The organism is Microbispora rosea (assembly GCF_044460045.1).
Taxonomy (GTDB): Bacteria; Actinomycetota; Actinomycetes; order Streptosporangiales; family Streptosporangiaceae; genus Microbispora; species Microbispora rosea.
The window spans coordinates 240,705-256,843 of record NZ_JBITJO010000011.1; the positions used below are offsets into that span (position 1 = coordinate 240,705).

Here is a 16,139-nt window from a genome sequence, read left to right on the forward strand (position 1 = left end):
TCGCTGTGCCTCCTCATCGAAGCTTCGGGTCGAGGGCGTCGCGTACGGCTTCGCCGAGCATGACGAAGGTCAGCACGCACAGGGACAGGAACGCCGCGGGGAAGAGCAACGCGTGCGCCCCGGTCCTCATGTAGGAAGCGTGGTCGGCGATCGCGATGCCCCAGGAGATGACCGGCGGACGCAGGCCGATGCCGAGCAGCGACAGCGTGGCCTCGGCGCCGATGTAGCTGCCGATCGTGATCGTGGCGTACACGAGGATCGGCGCCAGCGAGTTGGGCAGCAGATGCCGGAAGATGAGCCGCAGCGGTCCGGCTCCGAGCGCCCTCGCGGCCTGCACGTAGTCCTGGTGCTTGGCCTGGATGACGGCCGAGCGCGCGATGCGCATCAGGATCGGCCAGCCCAGCAGGGCCAGCACGATGATCACGACCGCCATGATCATCGCCTTGCCCGGGTTCGACTGGGCCGGTGTGACGGTGCCGAGGATGATGATCGCGCCCAGCACGTACGGCAGGCCGAGGAACATCTCGCCGACGCGGGAGACGACCGCGTCGATCCAGCGCCCGAAGTAGGCCGCCAGCACGCCCGTCAGGCCGCCGAGCAGGACGGTGGCGAGCGTCGCCAGCACGCCCACGATGATCGAGGTGCGGGCGCCGTACACGGAGCGGGCGAAGACGTCGCGTCCCTGCAGGTCGTAGCCGAACCAGGCGTCCGCGCTCGGCCCCTCCATGCTCTTGGCGAGCGTGGCGTACTCCGGGTCCTTGTGCGTGAACAGCGTCGGGAAGGCCGCCATCAGCAGGAACACGATCAGCATCACGAACGAGATCCAGAAGATCTTGCGTCGCTTCAGGATGTCCCACGTGTCGCGCCAGAGGCTGCGTCTGTCGCCCCGGACCGCGACCGGGCTCGCGGTCGGCTCGCCCGCACCCTTGATCAGATCTTGCGTCGCGGTCGGGTCACTCATAGCGGATCCTCGGGTCGAGCACGCCGTAGAGGAGGTCGACGAGCAGGTTGGAGACCAGGTACACGAGCACGAGCAACGTGGCCACGGGGACCACGATCGTGTAGTCCTGGCCGTTGATGGCCCGCCACAGCAGGCCGCCGATGCCGTGGATGTTGAAGATGCCCTCGGTGATGATCGCGCCGGACATCAGCGAGCCGACCTCGGTGCCGAGGAACGTCAGCACCGGGATGAGCGAGTTGCGCAGCAGGTGGATCGCGACCACCCGCCGGTTGCTCAGTCCCTTGGCCACGGCCGTCCGCACGTAGTCGGCGCGCAGGTTCTCCACGATGCTCGTACGGGTGAGCCGCGCGGTGAAGGCCATGTTGAGGCTGGCCAGCACGAGCGCCGGGACGATCAGCTCTTGGACCGGCGCCGCGTCCGACACGGTCGGCTCGATGATGTGCAGCTGCACGCCGAGGATCCACTGCAGCAGGTAACCGGTGACGAAGATCGGCAGCGACAGCAGGACCAGCGTGGAGACCGTCACCACGTTGTCGACGAAGCCGCCGCGCTTGAGGCCCGACAGCACGCCGGCGCCGATACCGATGATCGCCTCGAAGGCCACGGCCATCAGCGCGAGCCTGATGGTGATCGGCCAGGCGTCGCCCAGCTGGGTCGCGACGGACACACCGTTGAAGTCGGTGCCGAAGTTACCGGTGAGCAGATTCTTCAGGAAGTTCCAGTACTGCACCAGGATTGGCTGGTCCAGGCCGAACTGCTCGCGCATGGCCGTGACGTAGCTGTCCGGACAGGGCCGCTGGCCGCATCTGCCGGCGAACGGGTCACCCGGGAGCTGCCAGACCATGTAGTTGATGATGAAGGTCGTGCCCAGCACGACAGGCACGAGTTGCAGCAGGCGCCGGATCGCGTATCGGCCCATGCGCACCTCCGATCTGACGCTAAAGGTCGTACATGCGCCCCCCGTGGGTCAACACGGGAAGTCGCGAATGGACAGCCCACGAGGCCGGCCCCGGTTGGGGGAACCGGCCTCGGGGGTTCACCTTACGAGCTGTCCCTACGCTTCCTTGATCGCGATCGACAGCGGGTCGAGCACGCCGAAGGGAGTGACCTTCACGCCGGTCACCCACTTGGAGGTGCCGGCCTGCAGGCCGTACGACCACAGCGGAATCGCGGGCATGTCCTGCTGCAGCATAGCCTCGGCCTCCTGGTAGAGGGCGTTGGCCTGCGCGGGGTCGGTGGCGGTGTCGGCCTCGTGGAGCTTCTTGTCGAGCTCCTTGTTGCTGTAGAGACCGTCGTTGGAGGAGGCGCCGGTCTTGTACAGCGGGTTCAGGAAGTTCTCGATGTGCGGGTAGTCCATCTGCCAGCCGGTGCGGAACGCGCCCTTGATCTTGTGCTGGGTGATGGTGTCACGCAGCTCGGCGAAGGTGGGCATGTCCTTGTGCACGAACTTCACGCCGGCGTCGGCGCCGAAGGCCTGGTTGATGCTGTTGACCGTGGCCTCGATCCACTCCTTGTGAGTGCCGTCCGCGTTGGACCAGATCGGGAACTCGGCCGGCGGGGTGTAACCCTCGGCCTTGGCCTTGGCGAGGTACTCCTTGGCCTTGGCGGGGTTGTAGGTGCACAGGTCGCCGCAGGCCCCGTCCTTGAAGCCCTCGACGATCGGGGAGACCCAGCCGTTGATGGGCACGCGGCCCTTGTTGAAGATCTTGTCGGTGATCGTCTTCCGGTCGATCGCGTACGACACGGCCTTGCGGAAATCCGCGTTGCCGCCGAACTCCTTGTCGTACAGCGGGAAGGTGACCGTCTGGATGACGCCCTGCTGGCCGTCGATCGCGCGGTCGCCGAGGTCGCTCTTCCACTTGTCGCCGGCGAGGGCCGACGGCGGGATCAGCTCGGTGAAGTCGAGGTTGTTGGAGACCAGGTCCGCGTACGCCGCGTTGTCGTCCTTGTACATCTTGTAGACGATCTTCTTGACCTTGGGCTTCTCCGGCCCGGGGTAGTCGGGGTTCGCCTCGACGATGATCTGCGAGTTGTGGTCCCACTGCACGAACTTGAAGGGACCGTTGGTGACCGGCTTCTGCGCGAAGCCCTTCGGGTCCTTGAAGAAGGCGTCGGGCAGCGCCGAGAAGGACGAGTAGCCGAGCTTGGTGCGGAACACGGCGACGGGCGCGCTCAGCGTGACCTTGAAGGTGAGGTCGTCGACGACCTCCAGGCCCTCCATCTTGTCGGTCTCCGGCTTCGGGGCCTCCTTCGGCCCGTCGGGGCCGTCGGGGTCGGCGGTGTTGACCTTGTCGAAGCCCACGATGTCGCCGAACCAGAAACTGCCGAGCTGGGCGTTCGGCGAGTACGCGGTGTAGTTCCAGGCGTCGACGTAGTTCTTCGCGGTGACCGGCGTGCCGTCGGTCCACTTCAGGCCGGGCTTGAGCTTGATCGTCCACACCTTGTTGTCGGTGGTCTCGATCGACTCCGCCTGGTCGAGCTCGGGAGCGGCCGTGTCCGAGTTGTACTTGACGAGCCGGCTGTACACGAAGTCGTTGATCGTGCCGCCGCAGGTCTCGTTGATGTTGCCGGGGACAAAGCCGGTCTGCGGCTCACAACCGCGGATGTAGACGGTCCCGGTGGCGGCCCGGGGGTTGTCCCCGCCGCCGCTACTGGAGCCGCCGCCCCCGCCGCACGCGGCGACGCCGAGCGCAAGCAGCGCGGTGCCGGTGGCGATCTTCGCGCCCTTAGTCACGCGCATAGTGGATTGGTCCTCCCTCTAAGGATGGGCGTTCGCGCTGGTTAGCACCCGGTTTGCCGGGCATCGTCAAACCAGCTGACGTCCTGCCAGTCGTCCGGAGCATCCCTTACCGGACGCACCAGAGGAGTCTCCGGCACGTTGCAGTTCGGTCACACGTGCGTCAGTCGGGCGTCACACACATTCCTGCGAGCCCAACCTTAAATGCCCAGCACGGCATCAAACTCCCCTTTAGAGTACATATGACGACATACGGCCAGTCCTTTGACCGAGGCTGAGGGCGACACCCGTGCCCCGGTCTCCAGATCAGGATGTCCTGGGCTACCTTTGACCAGTCGCAGCCACGTTCGGTGCGACAGCCGTCCCACCGACCTCCATCCAATAGAGTCCATGCCATGAGCCAGCCGGAATCCGCGCTCGCGGAGGCCCAGGGTGGCGGCCGAGCCCCGGAGTCGCTGGCCGCGCTCGCCGAGCGTCACGGACTACGACGCGCCATCGCACGCCCCAGCATGCCCGCCTACCTGCGCCAACTGTGGGACCGGCGGCACTTCATCCTCACGTACGCCACTTCGCGCAACGTCTCCAAGTATTCCGAGTCGATGCTCGGCCAGCTCTGGCAGGTGCTGACCCCGCTGCTCAACGCCGCGGTGTACTGGCTGATGTTCGGCGTCATCCTCGGGCAGAGCAAGCACATCGACAACTACCCGGCGTTCCTCATCACCGGGGTCATGGTCTTCACCTTCACCCAGCGCACGGTGATCAGCGGGGCCAAGTCCATCTCGTCGAACCTGTCCCTCATCCGGGCGCTCCACTTCCCCCGGGCCGCCCTCCCGCTGGCGTACACCATCCAGGAGCTCCAGCAGCTCGGCTACTCCATGGCCGTGCTCGTCCTCCTGGTGCTCGTCACCGGAGAGCCGGTGAGCTGGCTCTGGCTGCTGATCCCCGTCGTGCTGATCATGCAGCTCGTCTTCAACATCGGCACCGGTATGTTCATGGCCCGCCTCGGCGCGTTCATGCGGGACATGAACCAGCTGCTGCCGTTCATCACGCGCACCTGGCTGTACGCCTCCGGCGTCTTCTACGCGATCGACGACCGCACCAAGGACCTGCCGGACTTCCTCCGATGGGCGCTGGAGTTCAACCCGGCCGCCGCCTACATCGAGTTCATGCGCGACCTGCTGATCTACCAGCGGTTCCCCGAACGCTGGGCGTGGGTTACCTGTCTATTCTGGGCAGTGTTCGCACTGATCGTCGGCTTCTGGTACTTCTGGCGGGCCGAGGAGAGGTACGGCCGTGGCTGAGCTGACCAAGGAGCTGTCGCAGGTGGCGCCCCAAACTTCAGAAACGCAGAACCACGAGACGCAGAACCCCAAGGCCGGAACCCCGACCGTCATCGTCGACGACCTCCACATCGTCTACAAGGTGTACGGCGCCGCCGGCGAGGCCGAGAAGGGCAACGCGGCCAGCGCGCTCATGCGCATCCTGCGCCGGCAGGGCCGGCCGCAGATGAAGGAGGTCCACGCCGTCAAGGGCGTGAGCTTCGTCGCCCACCACGGCGACGCCATCGGCATCATCGGCCGCAACGGCTCGGGCAAGTCGACGCTGCTGCGCGCGATCGCCGGCCTCCTGCCCCCGCACAAGGGCGCCGTCTACACCAACGGCCAGCCGTCCCTTCTCGGCGTCAACGCGGCCCTCATGAAGGAGCTGACGGGCGAGCGCAACATCATCCTCGGCTGCTACGCCATGGGCATGAACCCGGCCGAGGTGCGCGAGAAGTACGACGAGATCGTGGACTTCTCCGGCATCGGAGACTTCGTCCAGTTCCCCATGTCGACGTACTCGTCCGGCATGGGCGCCCGGCTGCGCTTCGCCATCTCCTCGGCCAAGACGCACGACGTGCTGCTCATCGACGAGGCCCTCGCGACGGGTGACCGCGAGTTCAAGAAGAAGAGCCAGCAGCGCATCAAGCAGATGCGCGACTCCGCCGGCACGGTCTTCCTGGTCGCCCACAACCTCGACGTGATCGAGGAGACGTGCAACCGGGTGATCTGGTTGCACAAGGGAAAGATCAGAATGGAAGGCGACCCCCAGGAGGTCCTGGAGGCGTACAACAAGGCCTGAGAGAAACGGAGGGGTGACCGTGCCGACGCCGCCACCGATCCCGTACGACCATCTGCCCGAGGTTCCCCCGCTGACCGTCGAGAGCGACGACGTGCACGACGGCGAGCGGCTCCCCGAGGCTCACGTGTTCAACGACTGGGGCATGAGCGGGCAGAACGCCTCCCCGCATCTGCGCTGGTCGGGTGCCCCCGAGGGCACCAAGAGCTACGCCGTCACCTGCTTCGACCCCGACGCGCCCACGGGCAGCGGCTTCTGGCACTGGGTGCTCTACGACATCCCGGCCACCGTCGCCGAGCTGCCGACCGGCGCGGGCAACGGCCCCGACTTCAAGGGGCTGCCGGAGGGCGCCAAGCACGCGCGCAACGACTTCAGCACGAAGGAGTACGGCGGGGCGGCGCCACCGCCCGGCTATCCGCACCGCTACCTGTTCGCCGTGCACGCCCTGGGTGTGGAGTCCCTGGGCGTGGACACCGACACGCCTCCGGCCGTGGTCGGCTTCAACATCACGGCCAACACGCTCGCGCGCGGTTATATCGCACCTGTGTACGAAACCTGATGCGGGAGGGCCGCTCGTTCCACTATGATTCGAACGGAGATTCGACATAGGGGAGGGTCGGATGAGCGACCTGGCGACGGCGATCGACAATCTGGCCTCCGAAGATCCCTCGGAGCTTCCCGTCGGGCTGATCGCGGAGCAGCTCATCGAGCTGCACTGGCAGATGGCCCGCCTGCAGGCCCAGATCGCCAGGCGCACCCACCTGCGCGCGAGTTTCGACTCGCCGGCCTCGCCCAACTGAGGGCCGGCTGAGCCCTGCCGCGTATGGCGGCGGGGGCGGCGGGTGGCCGCGTGCGCCCTGCGGCGCGCACTCTGGCATGACACCGGACGGCCGGCGCCCCTTGGGGGCGCCGGCCGCTTTCGTCATCGACGTCTTTCCGGTGGCCCTGCCATGCGCGCGGGACCGCAGGCAGGGCCGCCAGGTCGCCCTGACGGCGAGGGAGGCCTCAGGCGAGGGTCACTTGGTGTACCCGTTGTGCGTGGTCGGCGCGACGCCGGTCACCGCGTCCGGGGCGGACGAGACGGCGCTCGACGCGGCGGCGTCGGCCGTGGCCGACGCGGAGGCGGCGACATCGGCCGCGGCCCCCGCCGTCGCCGCGGCTCCCTGCGCCGGAGCGTCCGTGGTGTTCCTGACGGTGCCGGTGACCGCGCGGGTGCCGGCGTCGGCCTGGGCGGCGGCGTCCGCGGTCGTCGCCTGGGTGCTGCTCATGACGCCGTCCGCCGGAGTCTCGCACGGCACCAGCGCCAGCAGGCCGCCCGCGCTGCCGGCGGTCGCCGCGACGGCGCCCTTGAGGCTGAGCAGCGCGTTGAGCCGCGCGGTGACGTTGAGCCCGGCGTGAACGGCTGCGCCCGCGGTGGCGACGGCCGCCGCCGAGGCGTCCGCGGCGGCCGCGGCCTGGCCGGAGACGGCGACGACCGGCTTGCCGACCTGGGCGACGACGCCTGCGGCGACGTTCGCCTTGGCGACGAGAGCCGCGTTGACGTCCGCGACCGCGACCAGGGCTGCCGACAGGTGGGCCTCCAGCCGGGCGACGACGTTGGCGTCGACGGTGACGGCTGCGTCGGCCACGATGTCGGCCGCGATGTCGGCGGCCGCGCTGATCTGCGCGTTCGCGTCGGCGGACAGATTGGCGGTGACGGTGCCGGCGAGGTTCGCGACCGCGACGAGGTCGGCCCTGATGTCAGCGGTCAGGCTCACCGCCACCTCGGCGGCCGCGTCGGCCTGCGCGACGACGCCGGCCGTCGCCCCGCCGACGGCCGTGGCCTGCAGATCGGCCAGAAGCCTCGCCACTGTCGTGACCCGGTGCTCCGTGCACTTCTTGGCGCACACGTCAGCCTGCGCGGGCGCGGCCAGCATGCCGGCGATGCCGATCGTGACGGCGACGACGGCTGTCCTAACCACTCGTTTCATTGACTTGCCCCCGGTTCATATTCCTTTTCACGAGAGTGGGAATGACGAACCCAAGAACCCCCGTGCGTCGGCGAGCACGCCGACAAAGACGTCGGCATTTCTATCACTGCCGATCACGGGGGAAAGCCCTGCTGACCAGGGGATGCCCGGCAGGCGCCCCGCCCGGAAAGTCGGTATATCGAGCACCGGACGACCACTTCGCGGTCACCCCAATCCCGCCTCCGGAGAAAGCGACGGTAAACACCGCGCCCAGGCCCTGCGGCAGATCTTTCCGCTCACTTTTAGCGCCGCGCCGACAGAGGTCGCGACCCGATCGGCCGGGGACCGGCCACGAACCCGCCCTATCGCGACATATCTCGATAAGAGCTACGCTGGCGAGGTGACCTCCCTCACACCGTACGCGGGCGACGATCCCGCGCAGCGCGCCTCGGACGCCGACCGCGACCGGGTGGCGGCCGTCCTCGGCGAGGCGCTGGCCACCGGTCGCCTGACGAGCGTGGAGCACGCCGACAGGCTCGACGCCGCCTACAGCGCCGTGACCGTCGGCGACCTCGCGCCCCTGACCGGGGACCTGCCCGACACGGCCCATCCCCCGGCCACGCTCTCCACCGAGAGACACCAGGTCTCCGCGGTGTTCAGCAAGATCATACGGCGCGGGCGCTGGGTCGCCGGGCGGCACACCGAACTCAGCTCGGTCTTCGGCGCCCTGATCGTGGATCTCAGCGACGCGGTCCTGCCCGGCCGTGAGGTGACGCTGGAGCTGAACTCCTTCTGCGGCAAACTCATCGTCACCGTGCCGGCCAACGCCAGGGTGGTCGACGAGGGCAGCGCGATCTTCTCGAAGCGCTCGGTGACCGGAGGGGACGGCGACGGCGACGGCCCGCTGATCCGCGTCACCGGCAACGCGCGCTTCGGCAAGATCGTGGTCTACCGCGGGACCCGTCGCTGACGGCCTACGATGCGGCCATGCAGCCCGCCGGTCGTCCGCTGCCCGTGGCCCTCGACGCCATGGGCGGCGACAACGCGCCCGGGGAAATCGTCGCGGGAGCCGTACAGGCCGTTCGCGAGCGGGGCGTGCCCGTCGTGCTCGTCGGCCATCCCCGCCTGCTCTACCAGGAGCTGGCCCGGCACGACGCGGTCACCGAGATCCCCATCGTGCGGGCCGAGGAGGCGCTGGCGATGGACGAGGGCGCGCTGGCGAGCCTGAGACGGCCCCGCTCCAGCATCGCCATCGCCTGCCATCTCGTACGGCGCGGCGACGCCTGCGCGGTTGTGTCCGCGGGCTCGACGGCGGGCGTCGTCGCCACCGGCAGGCTGCGGCTGCGGGCCCAGCAGGGAGTCGTACGCCCCGCGATCGCGGTCGGCCTGCCGACCCTGCCACAGCCGACCGTGCTGCTCGACGCGGGCGCCACGGCCGACGCCAAGCCGGAGATGCTGGTGCAGTTCGCCCACCTCGGCGTGGCGTACGCCGAGACGGCACTCGGCATGCGGCGTCCCCGCGTCGGCCTGCTCACGATCGGCGCCGAGGCCGAGAAGGGCAACAAGCTCGCAAAACGAGCCCACGAGCTGCTCGCCGCCACGCCCGGCGTCGACTTCACCGGCAACATCGAGGGCCACGACCTGCTCACCCGGAAGGTCGACGTGGTCGTCACCGACGGGTTCACCGGCAACGTGGCGCTCAAGACCGTCGAGGGCACCGTGCGGTACGCCTTCGAACAGGTCAGGGAGACGATCGCGGAGAGCCGGGTGGCCAGGCTCGGCGGGATGCTGCAGCGCGCCCGGCTGCGGGAGCTGGCCGGCCGGCTCGACCCCGAGGCGCACGGCGGGGCCGTGCTGCTCGGCCTCAACGGCACCGTGGTGATCGCACACGGCTCGTCGCGGGCACGTGGCGTGGCCGCCGCCTGCGAGCTCGCGGCTCATCTGTCGGATCAGGGCATCATCGCCAGGATCGGCGAGCGGATCGCCTCCACCAACAAGTCGCACCGCCGCTGGTGACGCCGGATATGGAACGGCGGGCTGAAGGCGCACGCCGATAAGCTTGGTTCATGACCGACCCGCAGCTCGTGCTCACCGAGCGGGTCCAGCAGGCGCTGGGTTCCGCCTTCGGTCCGGAGCACGCCACCGAAGATCCGCTGATCAGGCCCTCTCAGTTCGCCGACTACCAGGCGAACGTCGCGCTCAGCCTGGCCAAGCGGCTCCGACGTGCCCCGCGGGAGGTCGCTCAGGCCATCGCCGACCACCTCGACACGGCCGACGTCAGCGTGGAGGTCAGCGGGCCCGGGTTCCTCAACCTGACGCTGCGCGACGGCTGGGTCGCCGAGCAGGCCGCACAGCGGCTGCTCGACGAGCGCATCGGCGTGCCGCAGCCGGCCCCGCAGACCGTGATCGTCGACTACTCGGCGCCGAACGCCGCGAAGGAGATGCACGTCGGCCACCTGCGCACCACGATCGTCGGCGACACCCTCGCGCGCACCCACGAGCACCTGGGCAACCAGGTGATCCGGCAGAACCACCTCGGCGACTGGGGCACGCAGTTCGGCATGCTCATCGAGCACCTCCTCGACATCGGCGAGGAGGAGGCGCTCGGCATGCTGGCCGCCGGCGACGGCAACGCCTTCTACCAGGCGGCGCGGCACAAGTTCGACAACGACCCCGAGTTCCAGCAGCGGTCCCGCCGCCGGGTGCCGCTGCTGCAGGGCGGCGACCCGGAGACCCTGCGCCTGTGGCGCGAGTTCATCGAGTACAGCAACCGCTACTTCCGCAAGGTGTACCGCACGCTGGGCGTCACGCTCACCGACGACGACATCGCGGGCGAGAGCATGTACAACCCCATGCTCCCCGACGTCTGCGACGAGCTGGAGCGCACGGGCGTGGCCGAGATCAGCGAGGGCGCGCTGTGCGTGTTCCCGCCCGGCTTCAAGGGCCGCGACGACCAGCCGCTGCCGCTCATCGTCCGCAAGAGCGACGGCGGGTACGGCTACGCCACGACCGACCTCGCCGCGATCCGCTACCGGGTGCGCGACCTGAAGGCCGACCGCATCCTCTACGTCGTGGGCGCCACCCAGTCGCTCCACTTCCAGATGGTCTTCGCCGCGGCGCGTACGGCCGGCTGGCTGCACGACGACGTCAAGGCGGAGCACGTCCAGATCGGCAGCGTGCTCGGCAGCGACGGCAAGATGTTCAAGACCCGCAGCGGCGAGTCGATCAAGCTCACCGACCTGCTGGACGAGGCCGTCGTGCGGGCCGAGGCCGTCATCGCCGACCGCGGCTACGACCCGGAGGCCCGCAGGCAGATCGCGCGTCAGGTCGGCATGGGCGCGGTCAAGTACGCGGACCTGTCGGTCAGCCACGACAGCGAGTACGTGTTCGACTTCGACCGCATGCTCGCCCTCACCGGCAACACCGGGCCTTACCTCCAGTACGCCACCGCCCGCATCCGGTCGATCTTCCGCAACGGCGGGATCGACCCGCAGTCGGTCACCGGCCCGATCACGCTGGGCCACCCGGCCGAGCGGGCGCTCGCGCTGCAACTGCTCGGCTTCGGCTCGGTCGTCGCCGCCGTCGCGCAGCTGTCCGAGCCCCACCGGCTGTGCAACTACCTGTTCGACGTCGCCCAGACGTTCACCTCGTTCTACGAGAGCTGCCCGGTCCTCAAGGCCGAGGAGGAGTCCGTACGGCAGTCGCGTCTGGCTCTGTCGGCGCTCACCCTGCGGGTGCTGCTGCGCGGGCTCGACCTGCTCGGCATCGAAGTCCCCGAGCGGATGTGAGCGGGGTGCCGGATTCCGCTTCGGCGGACTCGGGAGAGGGCGACACCGGCACCTCCCAGACCGGAGGCCTCGGCTCCGAAACCGGGGATGGCCTCCCTGATGCGGGAGCCGGCGTCCCCGGTCTTGGAAGTCGCCTCCGCGAGGCCGGCGATGGCGTTCCCGAGGCCGGCGCCCCCGCGGGAGCACGGCGGGCCGCCCGATTCAGGGCGGACCGTCCTTTCCGTTCCCGCGGGTCAGGCGCGTCCACGGCGCGCCTCGTCTGTGACTGTCACACCAAGCGTCTAGTCTGGCGCGGTCAAGGGAGTGCCAGCCGATCCCTCGGGGAGCGTTCCGCGTGAGCATGGACCTGACCACGAGTCCGGACCCTGGAAACCTGGCCGAGGCCACGGAGCTGCACCGCTACGCCGAGGCGCTGATCGTCAGCCTGGCGGCCGACGGCACGGCGCCCGGCCTGCCGCCGGGGATCGCCGACGTGCCGGGCTACTGGCTCGGGCCCGCCGTCGAGGCCCTCGTCCTCATCCTGTCCGGCAAGGACGCCCTGGAGCCGCTGGCCCTGGCCAACGAGTTGGACGAGCGGCGCACCGCCCTGTTCCTGTGCCTGGCCCTCGCCGTATGCGGCCACGGCGACCGCATTCACGCCTCCTGGCTCGGCACCGCCTTCGGCGACCTGTCGGAGGACAATCCGGTGACGCCCGGCCAGCGGGCGCTGTGGCTCGCCGCCGCTCGCGGGGCGTACGGGCCGGTCGGCAAGATCTTCGTGCTCCGCAAGCTCGACGCGGTGGACGTGCCGCCCACCGACGACCGGTGGCTCAAGGCCCTCGTGCCCGGCCTGCCGGAAACGTCCGTGCCCGCCTCCCTGGAGCCGTTCCCCGAGCTGGCGAAGGTCGCCGAGATCGAGCGGTCGCTCCGGGCGTCGGCCACCCTGCGCCGTCTGCGCGAGCGCTGCACCGAGATCACCTCCACCCGGCAGGCCGGGGAGGTCACCAGGGTCGTACGCGGCACCGTGTGGGCCGAGGACGAGCCGCTGGCCGTGCTCCGCGCCCTGGCAGGGCAGGGCGGCCAGGAAGGCCCGCTCAGCTCGCTCACCGGGCATCTGCTGCAGGACCTGGCTTCCGACGCCGATCTTCACCTGGCCGCGCTCGCCCTGCACGTGGCGGCGCCGGCGGTCAGGGCGGCGGCGGAGTCCCTCGTCGAGGTGGTGCGCGAGCCGCCGCCCGACACCCTGGACGTGCCGATCCTCGGCTATCCGATCAGGCTCAGGCCCGAGGGGCCCGACCAGGAGTCGATGGCGGCCGCCGAGCAGCTGCTCGTCACCGAGTGCGTGCCGAAGCGCACCCGCCCCTGGCCCGGATACGTCCTCCTGGTCCTCGCCGTCGGCGTCGTCGTCGCCGGGTTCGTGGTCTCGCTGCCGCTCGCCCTCGTCGGCCTGTTGATCGCCGCCGTGGGCGCGCATCTGCTGTGGCGGCACCGGGTCCGGGAACACTCCGACGTACGGTACGTCCAGACACGGGCGGGCAAGCTCACCGACCTCGCCGACAAGGCCGTGTGGGCCCTGCACGAGTACGCCAGAGAGTCGGAGGAGCGCGCCTCTGACGCCGCCCGGGACCTGACTGAGGTGTCCACGCTCCTGCGCCGGGGCCCTCGGGCCGCGTAGGAACGCCGACGCCGGCTTCTGCGGTCGCCAGTGCTCACCGTCGGTGCTGCCTGCGGACCGCGTGGGTGGGCTGCGTGGGTGAACTGTGCTGTGGACCGTGTGGGTGGGCCGGGGACCATCGCCACAGGTGCTGTGAGCGCGTGAGACTGTCGGCGTCTTCCGCCTGGGCTGCAGGGCGCTGAGGCGGACGGCGCCTTGTCCCTGGGCTGACGAACGCGTGAGGCGGTCGACACCTCGTGCCTGGGCTACAGAACGCGCGAGGCGTCGGCGCCGGGCCTGCTGATTGCCGAGGAACCGGAGCCAGGCACAACTGTGCCCGCCGACCGAATGGGCGGCGGGCACCAGATCAGGAGTCGAGCCGGGCCGATTCAGGCGGTGGAGACCTCCACCGTCGACGGAGTGATCAAAAAGACCTTGTCCGCGATCCGCTCGATACGTCCTTCACAGCCGTAAGCCAAGCCCGCTGCGAAGTCCACCATTCGTGTGGCCTCCGCCGTCGACATGCTCGCCACGTCCATGACCACCGTGTGGCCCTCACGGAAATGCCGGCCGATCGTCAGGGCGTCGTCATACTTCCGCGGGCGGACCATGACAATACGGGCCGGGTCGGCGTTGGGGTGCCAGCGCTTGGCGGCACGCTCTGCCGCCGGCATCCAGTCGTCCTCGTACTCGTCCTCGGCGTAGGCCTCGTCGTCGAACTGCTCTGCCCCACCCAGGCCAAGGTAGCTCGCCACCTTGCGCACAGCCCCCATCGGTTTGTCCTTTTCCGGCTTGTCCTTTTCCGGGCTCGTCCCGACACGCGGGACCGTATTCGACGATTCAGCGAACCCCCGCCGACACGCCCGGCCGTTTAAGTGTTGTTGGCTGGATAATGTGGAGGCCGGGTAAGTGTGTCTTCATCGTCAATTTCGTCAGCCCTTCCAGGGTAACTCGCGAACCCGTCTACCCCATGGAACCCTTCGCAAACATTTCTCACAGTCGCCTCGAACGACGGCATACCTTCAGTAGATCACAACGGACGCCACCGATGCCGGGTTCCCAAAATACGATCTTGCTGGTCGGGCCGGGTATGCCCCGGCCGAGAGCCACGAATCGAAGCGACGTCAATGAAGATCGAATTACGCATGGAGACGCCTCAAATTCGTGTTTCGAAAACTTTTTCGATTGCAGCCCGGTCGCCTGATCGCCGCTCTCAGGGCGGCGGACCGCGGACAGAAGAGCCCGCAATTGTGGGAGCGGCCAGGGAAAACTCTTTCCTGGCAGCGCCTCCCGGGGAACCGATATCGAGCACCATTTCGACCGGCCGCCGGTTTTCGAAGCCGCGCAGACCCCCGGCCTGCTCACCCTCCATGCAGGGAGCACAGAGGTACCTGAGAAGCGTGCCAGGCCGGTAGAGACGAAGGAGTCGGACCGTGTCTCCGAGCTCGCGACCGCGGGGAGGCAGTGGCCATGCCGCGGACCGATGGACGATGCCGGCTCGCCGCGAGTGAACCGTGCAGGACACCGCCCGACACAGTACGTCCAGTGTGACCAGTACGGCGAGGTGAGCGACCATCGCGGCCACTGGCGTCGCTTCGGCCGGTGGTGCCGCTGTGGTGGCCGGAGACGAGGACGGTGCGCATGAAGCGCCCGCGCGGTGTCAGGCCGGAAGCGATGTACCCACAGCCATGATCTCTCCGGAAGCACTCGCCGATTCTCTCGCGCGTGCACTGGGCCGGTCGATGCCCCCCGCCCTTGAATTTCGGGCTCAATAATCAGGCACGGCGGAGATCTTGATCGGCTGGGTTAGGACATGGCGCCTGGAGTGGGGGCTGTCGCGGTCCGTAGGCCGTTGGGGTCGAGTGGGCCGGAGTCGCTTCGCTCGAGGGCGGGTGGCTCCGACGCCGGGTGTGGCTCACGTTGGTATAGGTCAAGGTTAGGTCCGGCGGGGATCGGGTCAGGCGGGTCGAGGCCGGGGGTTACGGTCGGTTGGGTCGGGGTCGGGTGGTTGGGGTCGGGTGGTGGTTGGAGTCGTGTTGAGACGTCACTGCGCCGGCCGGAAGCTCCGGTCCTCGCGAAGCCCGCTCCGCTGGGCCTTCGCTGCGGTTCTCCCTCCCGCCCGCTCCGCTCCTCCCGCGCTGCCGCTCGCGCACCCAGCGTTCCCCTCATCCCACGGCTAGGGCGGCTCGCTCGCAATCACCCGGAGGCTCCCACCCCGCCTCGACCGGCGCGTACGGCTCCTCGGGGTCGAGCCGCTGCCGCAGGCCGAGCGCAGTGGCAGTGACGTGGATCTTCCGCCGGCCAGACGCCCGACTGGCTCCTCGCCCTCAGCGGACTGCTCCACCGCCTCCCAGGGGCTGGCTCCCGGCCAGCAGGTGAACCAGGGTGCGTAGTCGGTGAGCTCGTTGTCAGTGAGGTCGTTAACGGTGACGCTCGATGTCCCGGCTACTCACTCCGGCCCCAGCCCGCGGGGCCAGGCGGTCGCACCGCCGACAGCGTCACCCCGTGACACGAGCCGGCCCACACAACGAAGCAGCCAGGCAATCCCACACAACCCAGCGTAGGCCAGGGGGACGCCCCCTCCCCGCGTCCCTCAGCACCCCTTGCACGAGGCACCCCTTACACGAGTGCGCCCAGAAGACGGGCGCTCCGAAGGAACGGGCCTCTAGACAGGCCCCCGAAAGAACGGGCCCCGGACATGCGAAAGCCCCGGCCAACACGACCGGGGCACCACCCACAACACGCCACCCACCCCAGCAGGCGCGGGACACCACAAAAGCAACCCCCAGAGGGCAACCCCTGCGGGAACCCCGGAAGAAGGAAACACCCCCCGGAAATGCGGAAGGGCCACCCCAACCAGGATGGCCCTTCCAAAAGATTGTCCGGCGGCGTCCTACTCTCCCACACCGTCCCCGGTGCAGTACCATCGGCGCTGGCAGGCTTAACTTCCGGG

The 16,139-nt window shown here is 69.0% G+C and carries 13 protein-coding genes and 1 rRNA gene; 8 read left to right on the forward strand and 6 right to left on the reverse strand.

Translation table 11 applies throughout. From position 1 onward, the window contains the following. Positions 1 to 13: 13 nt before the first annotated feature. The 3 genes from ACIBK1_RS34540 to ACIBK1_RS34550 all read right to left on the reverse strand — a co-directional run bounded on the left by ACIBK1_RS34540 (position 14) and on the right by ACIBK1_RS34550 (position 3,701). Positions 14 to 961 carry an ABC transporter permease gene (locus tag ACIBK1_RS34540; RefSeq protein ID WP_030509204.1) on the reverse strand — a complete coding sequence of 316 codons (948 nt, stop codon included), beginning with the start codon at positions 959 to 961 and terminating at the stop codon, positions 14 to 16. After that, a complete protein-coding gene (locus tag ACIBK1_RS34545) occupies positions 954 to 1,880 on the reverse strand; it encodes an ABC transporter permease (RefSeq protein WP_030509205.1) in 927 nt (308 codons plus the stop codon). Before ACIBK1_RS34545 ends, ACIBK1_RS34540 begins: the two co-directional genes overlap by 8 nt. Before the next feature lie 135 nt (positions 1,881 to 2,015). After that, the gene (locus ACIBK1_RS34550; RefSeq protein ID WP_076439516.1) at positions 2,016 to 3,701 is read right to left on the reverse strand and encodes a peptide ABC transporter substrate-binding protein; all 1,686 of its coding nucleotides are present in this window, start codon (positions 3,699 to 3,701) and stop codon (positions 2,016 to 2,018) included. A gap of 392 nt (positions 3,702 to 4,093) precedes the next feature. Here ACIBK1_RS34550 and ACIBK1_RS34555 point away from each other — a divergent pair, with 392 nt between their 5' ends. The 4 genes from ACIBK1_RS34555 to ACIBK1_RS34570 all read left to right on the forward strand — a co-directional run bounded on the left by ACIBK1_RS34555 (position 4,094) and on the right by ACIBK1_RS34570 (position 6,616). Next, on the forward strand, positions 4,094 to 4,999 hold the full coding sequence (locus ACIBK1_RS34555) for an ABC transporter permease (RefSeq protein WP_030509207.1): 906 nt from the start codon (positions 4,094 to 4,096) through the stop codon (positions 4,997 to 4,999). Positions 5,000 to 5,021: 22 nt separating this feature from the next. Further along, positions 5,022 to 5,819, forward strand: coding sequence for an ABC transporter ATP-binding protein (locus ACIBK1_RS34560; protein WP_396739914.1), 798 nt, complete (start codon positions 5,022 to 5,024; stop codon positions 5,817 to 5,819). A 19-nt stretch (positions 5,820 to 5,838) separates the two neighbouring features. Further along, positions 5,839 to 6,375, forward strand: coding sequence for a YbhB/YbcL family Raf kinase inhibitor-like protein (locus ACIBK1_RS34565; protein ID WP_396739903.1), 537 nt, complete (start codon positions 5,839 to 5,841; stop codon positions 6,373 to 6,375). Between the two features lie 61 nt (positions 6,376 to 6,436). After that, positions 6,437 to 6,616: a hypothetical protein gene (locus tag ACIBK1_RS34570; RefSeq protein ID WP_030509210.1), complete on the forward strand. Its 180-nt coding sequence runs from the start codon at positions 6,437 to 6,439 to the stop codon at positions 6,614 to 6,616. Between the two features lie 216 nt (positions 6,617 to 6,832). On the opposite strand, the gene ACIBK1_RS34575 is transcribed toward ACIBK1_RS34570, so the two are convergent. Further along, positions 6,833 to 7,777 (reverse strand): hypothetical protein, encoded by a 945-nt coding sequence (locus tag ACIBK1_RS34575; protein ID WP_396739905.1) that lies wholly within the window; start codon positions 7,775 to 7,777, stop codon positions 6,833 to 6,835. 388 nt (positions 7,778 to 8,165) lie between these two features. Between ACIBK1_RS34575 and ACIBK1_RS34580 the strand changes: the two genes are divergently transcribed. From ACIBK1_RS34580 to ACIBK1_RS34595, 4 genes are all read left to right on the forward strand, one after another. Further along, positions 8,166 to 8,735 (forward strand): DUF1707 SHOCT-like domain-containing protein, encoded by a 570-nt coding sequence (locus tag ACIBK1_RS34580; RefSeq protein ID WP_396739907.1) that lies wholly within the window; start codon positions 8,166 to 8,168, stop codon positions 8,733 to 8,735. A gap of 17 nt (positions 8,736 to 8,752) precedes the next feature. Then, a complete protein-coding gene (gene plsX, locus ACIBK1_RS34585; protein ID WP_396739909.1) occupies positions 8,753 to 9,781 on the forward strand; it encodes a phosphate acyltransferase PlsX in 1,029 nt (342 codons plus the stop codon). 50 nt (positions 9,782 to 9,831) lie between these two features. Next, positions 9,832 to 11,553 carry an arginine--tRNA ligase gene (gene argS, locus ACIBK1_RS34590; protein ID WP_076439526.1) on the forward strand — a complete coding sequence of 574 codons (1,722 nt, stop codon included), beginning with the start codon at positions 9,832 to 9,834 and terminating at the stop codon, positions 11,551 to 11,553. A gap of 340 nt (positions 11,554 to 11,893) precedes the next feature. Continuing rightward, a complete protein-coding gene (locus tag ACIBK1_RS34595; RefSeq protein WP_363423951.1) occupies positions 11,894 to 13,207 on the forward strand; it encodes a hypothetical protein in 1,314 nt (437 codons plus the stop codon). A gap of 368 nt (positions 13,208 to 13,575) precedes the next feature. Here ACIBK1_RS34595 and ACIBK1_RS34600 read toward each other — a convergent pair whose 3' ends face one another. Together ACIBK1_RS34600 and rrf are read right to left on the reverse strand one after the other, a co-directional pair. Next, on the reverse strand, positions 13,576 to 13,959 hold the full coding sequence (locus tag ACIBK1_RS34600; RefSeq protein WP_030509216.1) for a cell division protein SepF: 384 nt from the start codon (positions 13,957 to 13,959) through the stop codon (positions 13,576 to 13,578). A 2,107-nt stretch (positions 13,960 to 16,066) separates the two neighbouring features. Continuing rightward, a 5S ribosomal RNA gene (gene rrf / locus ACIBK1_RS40635) occupies positions 16,067 to 16,139 on the reverse strand; the annotation flags it as partial.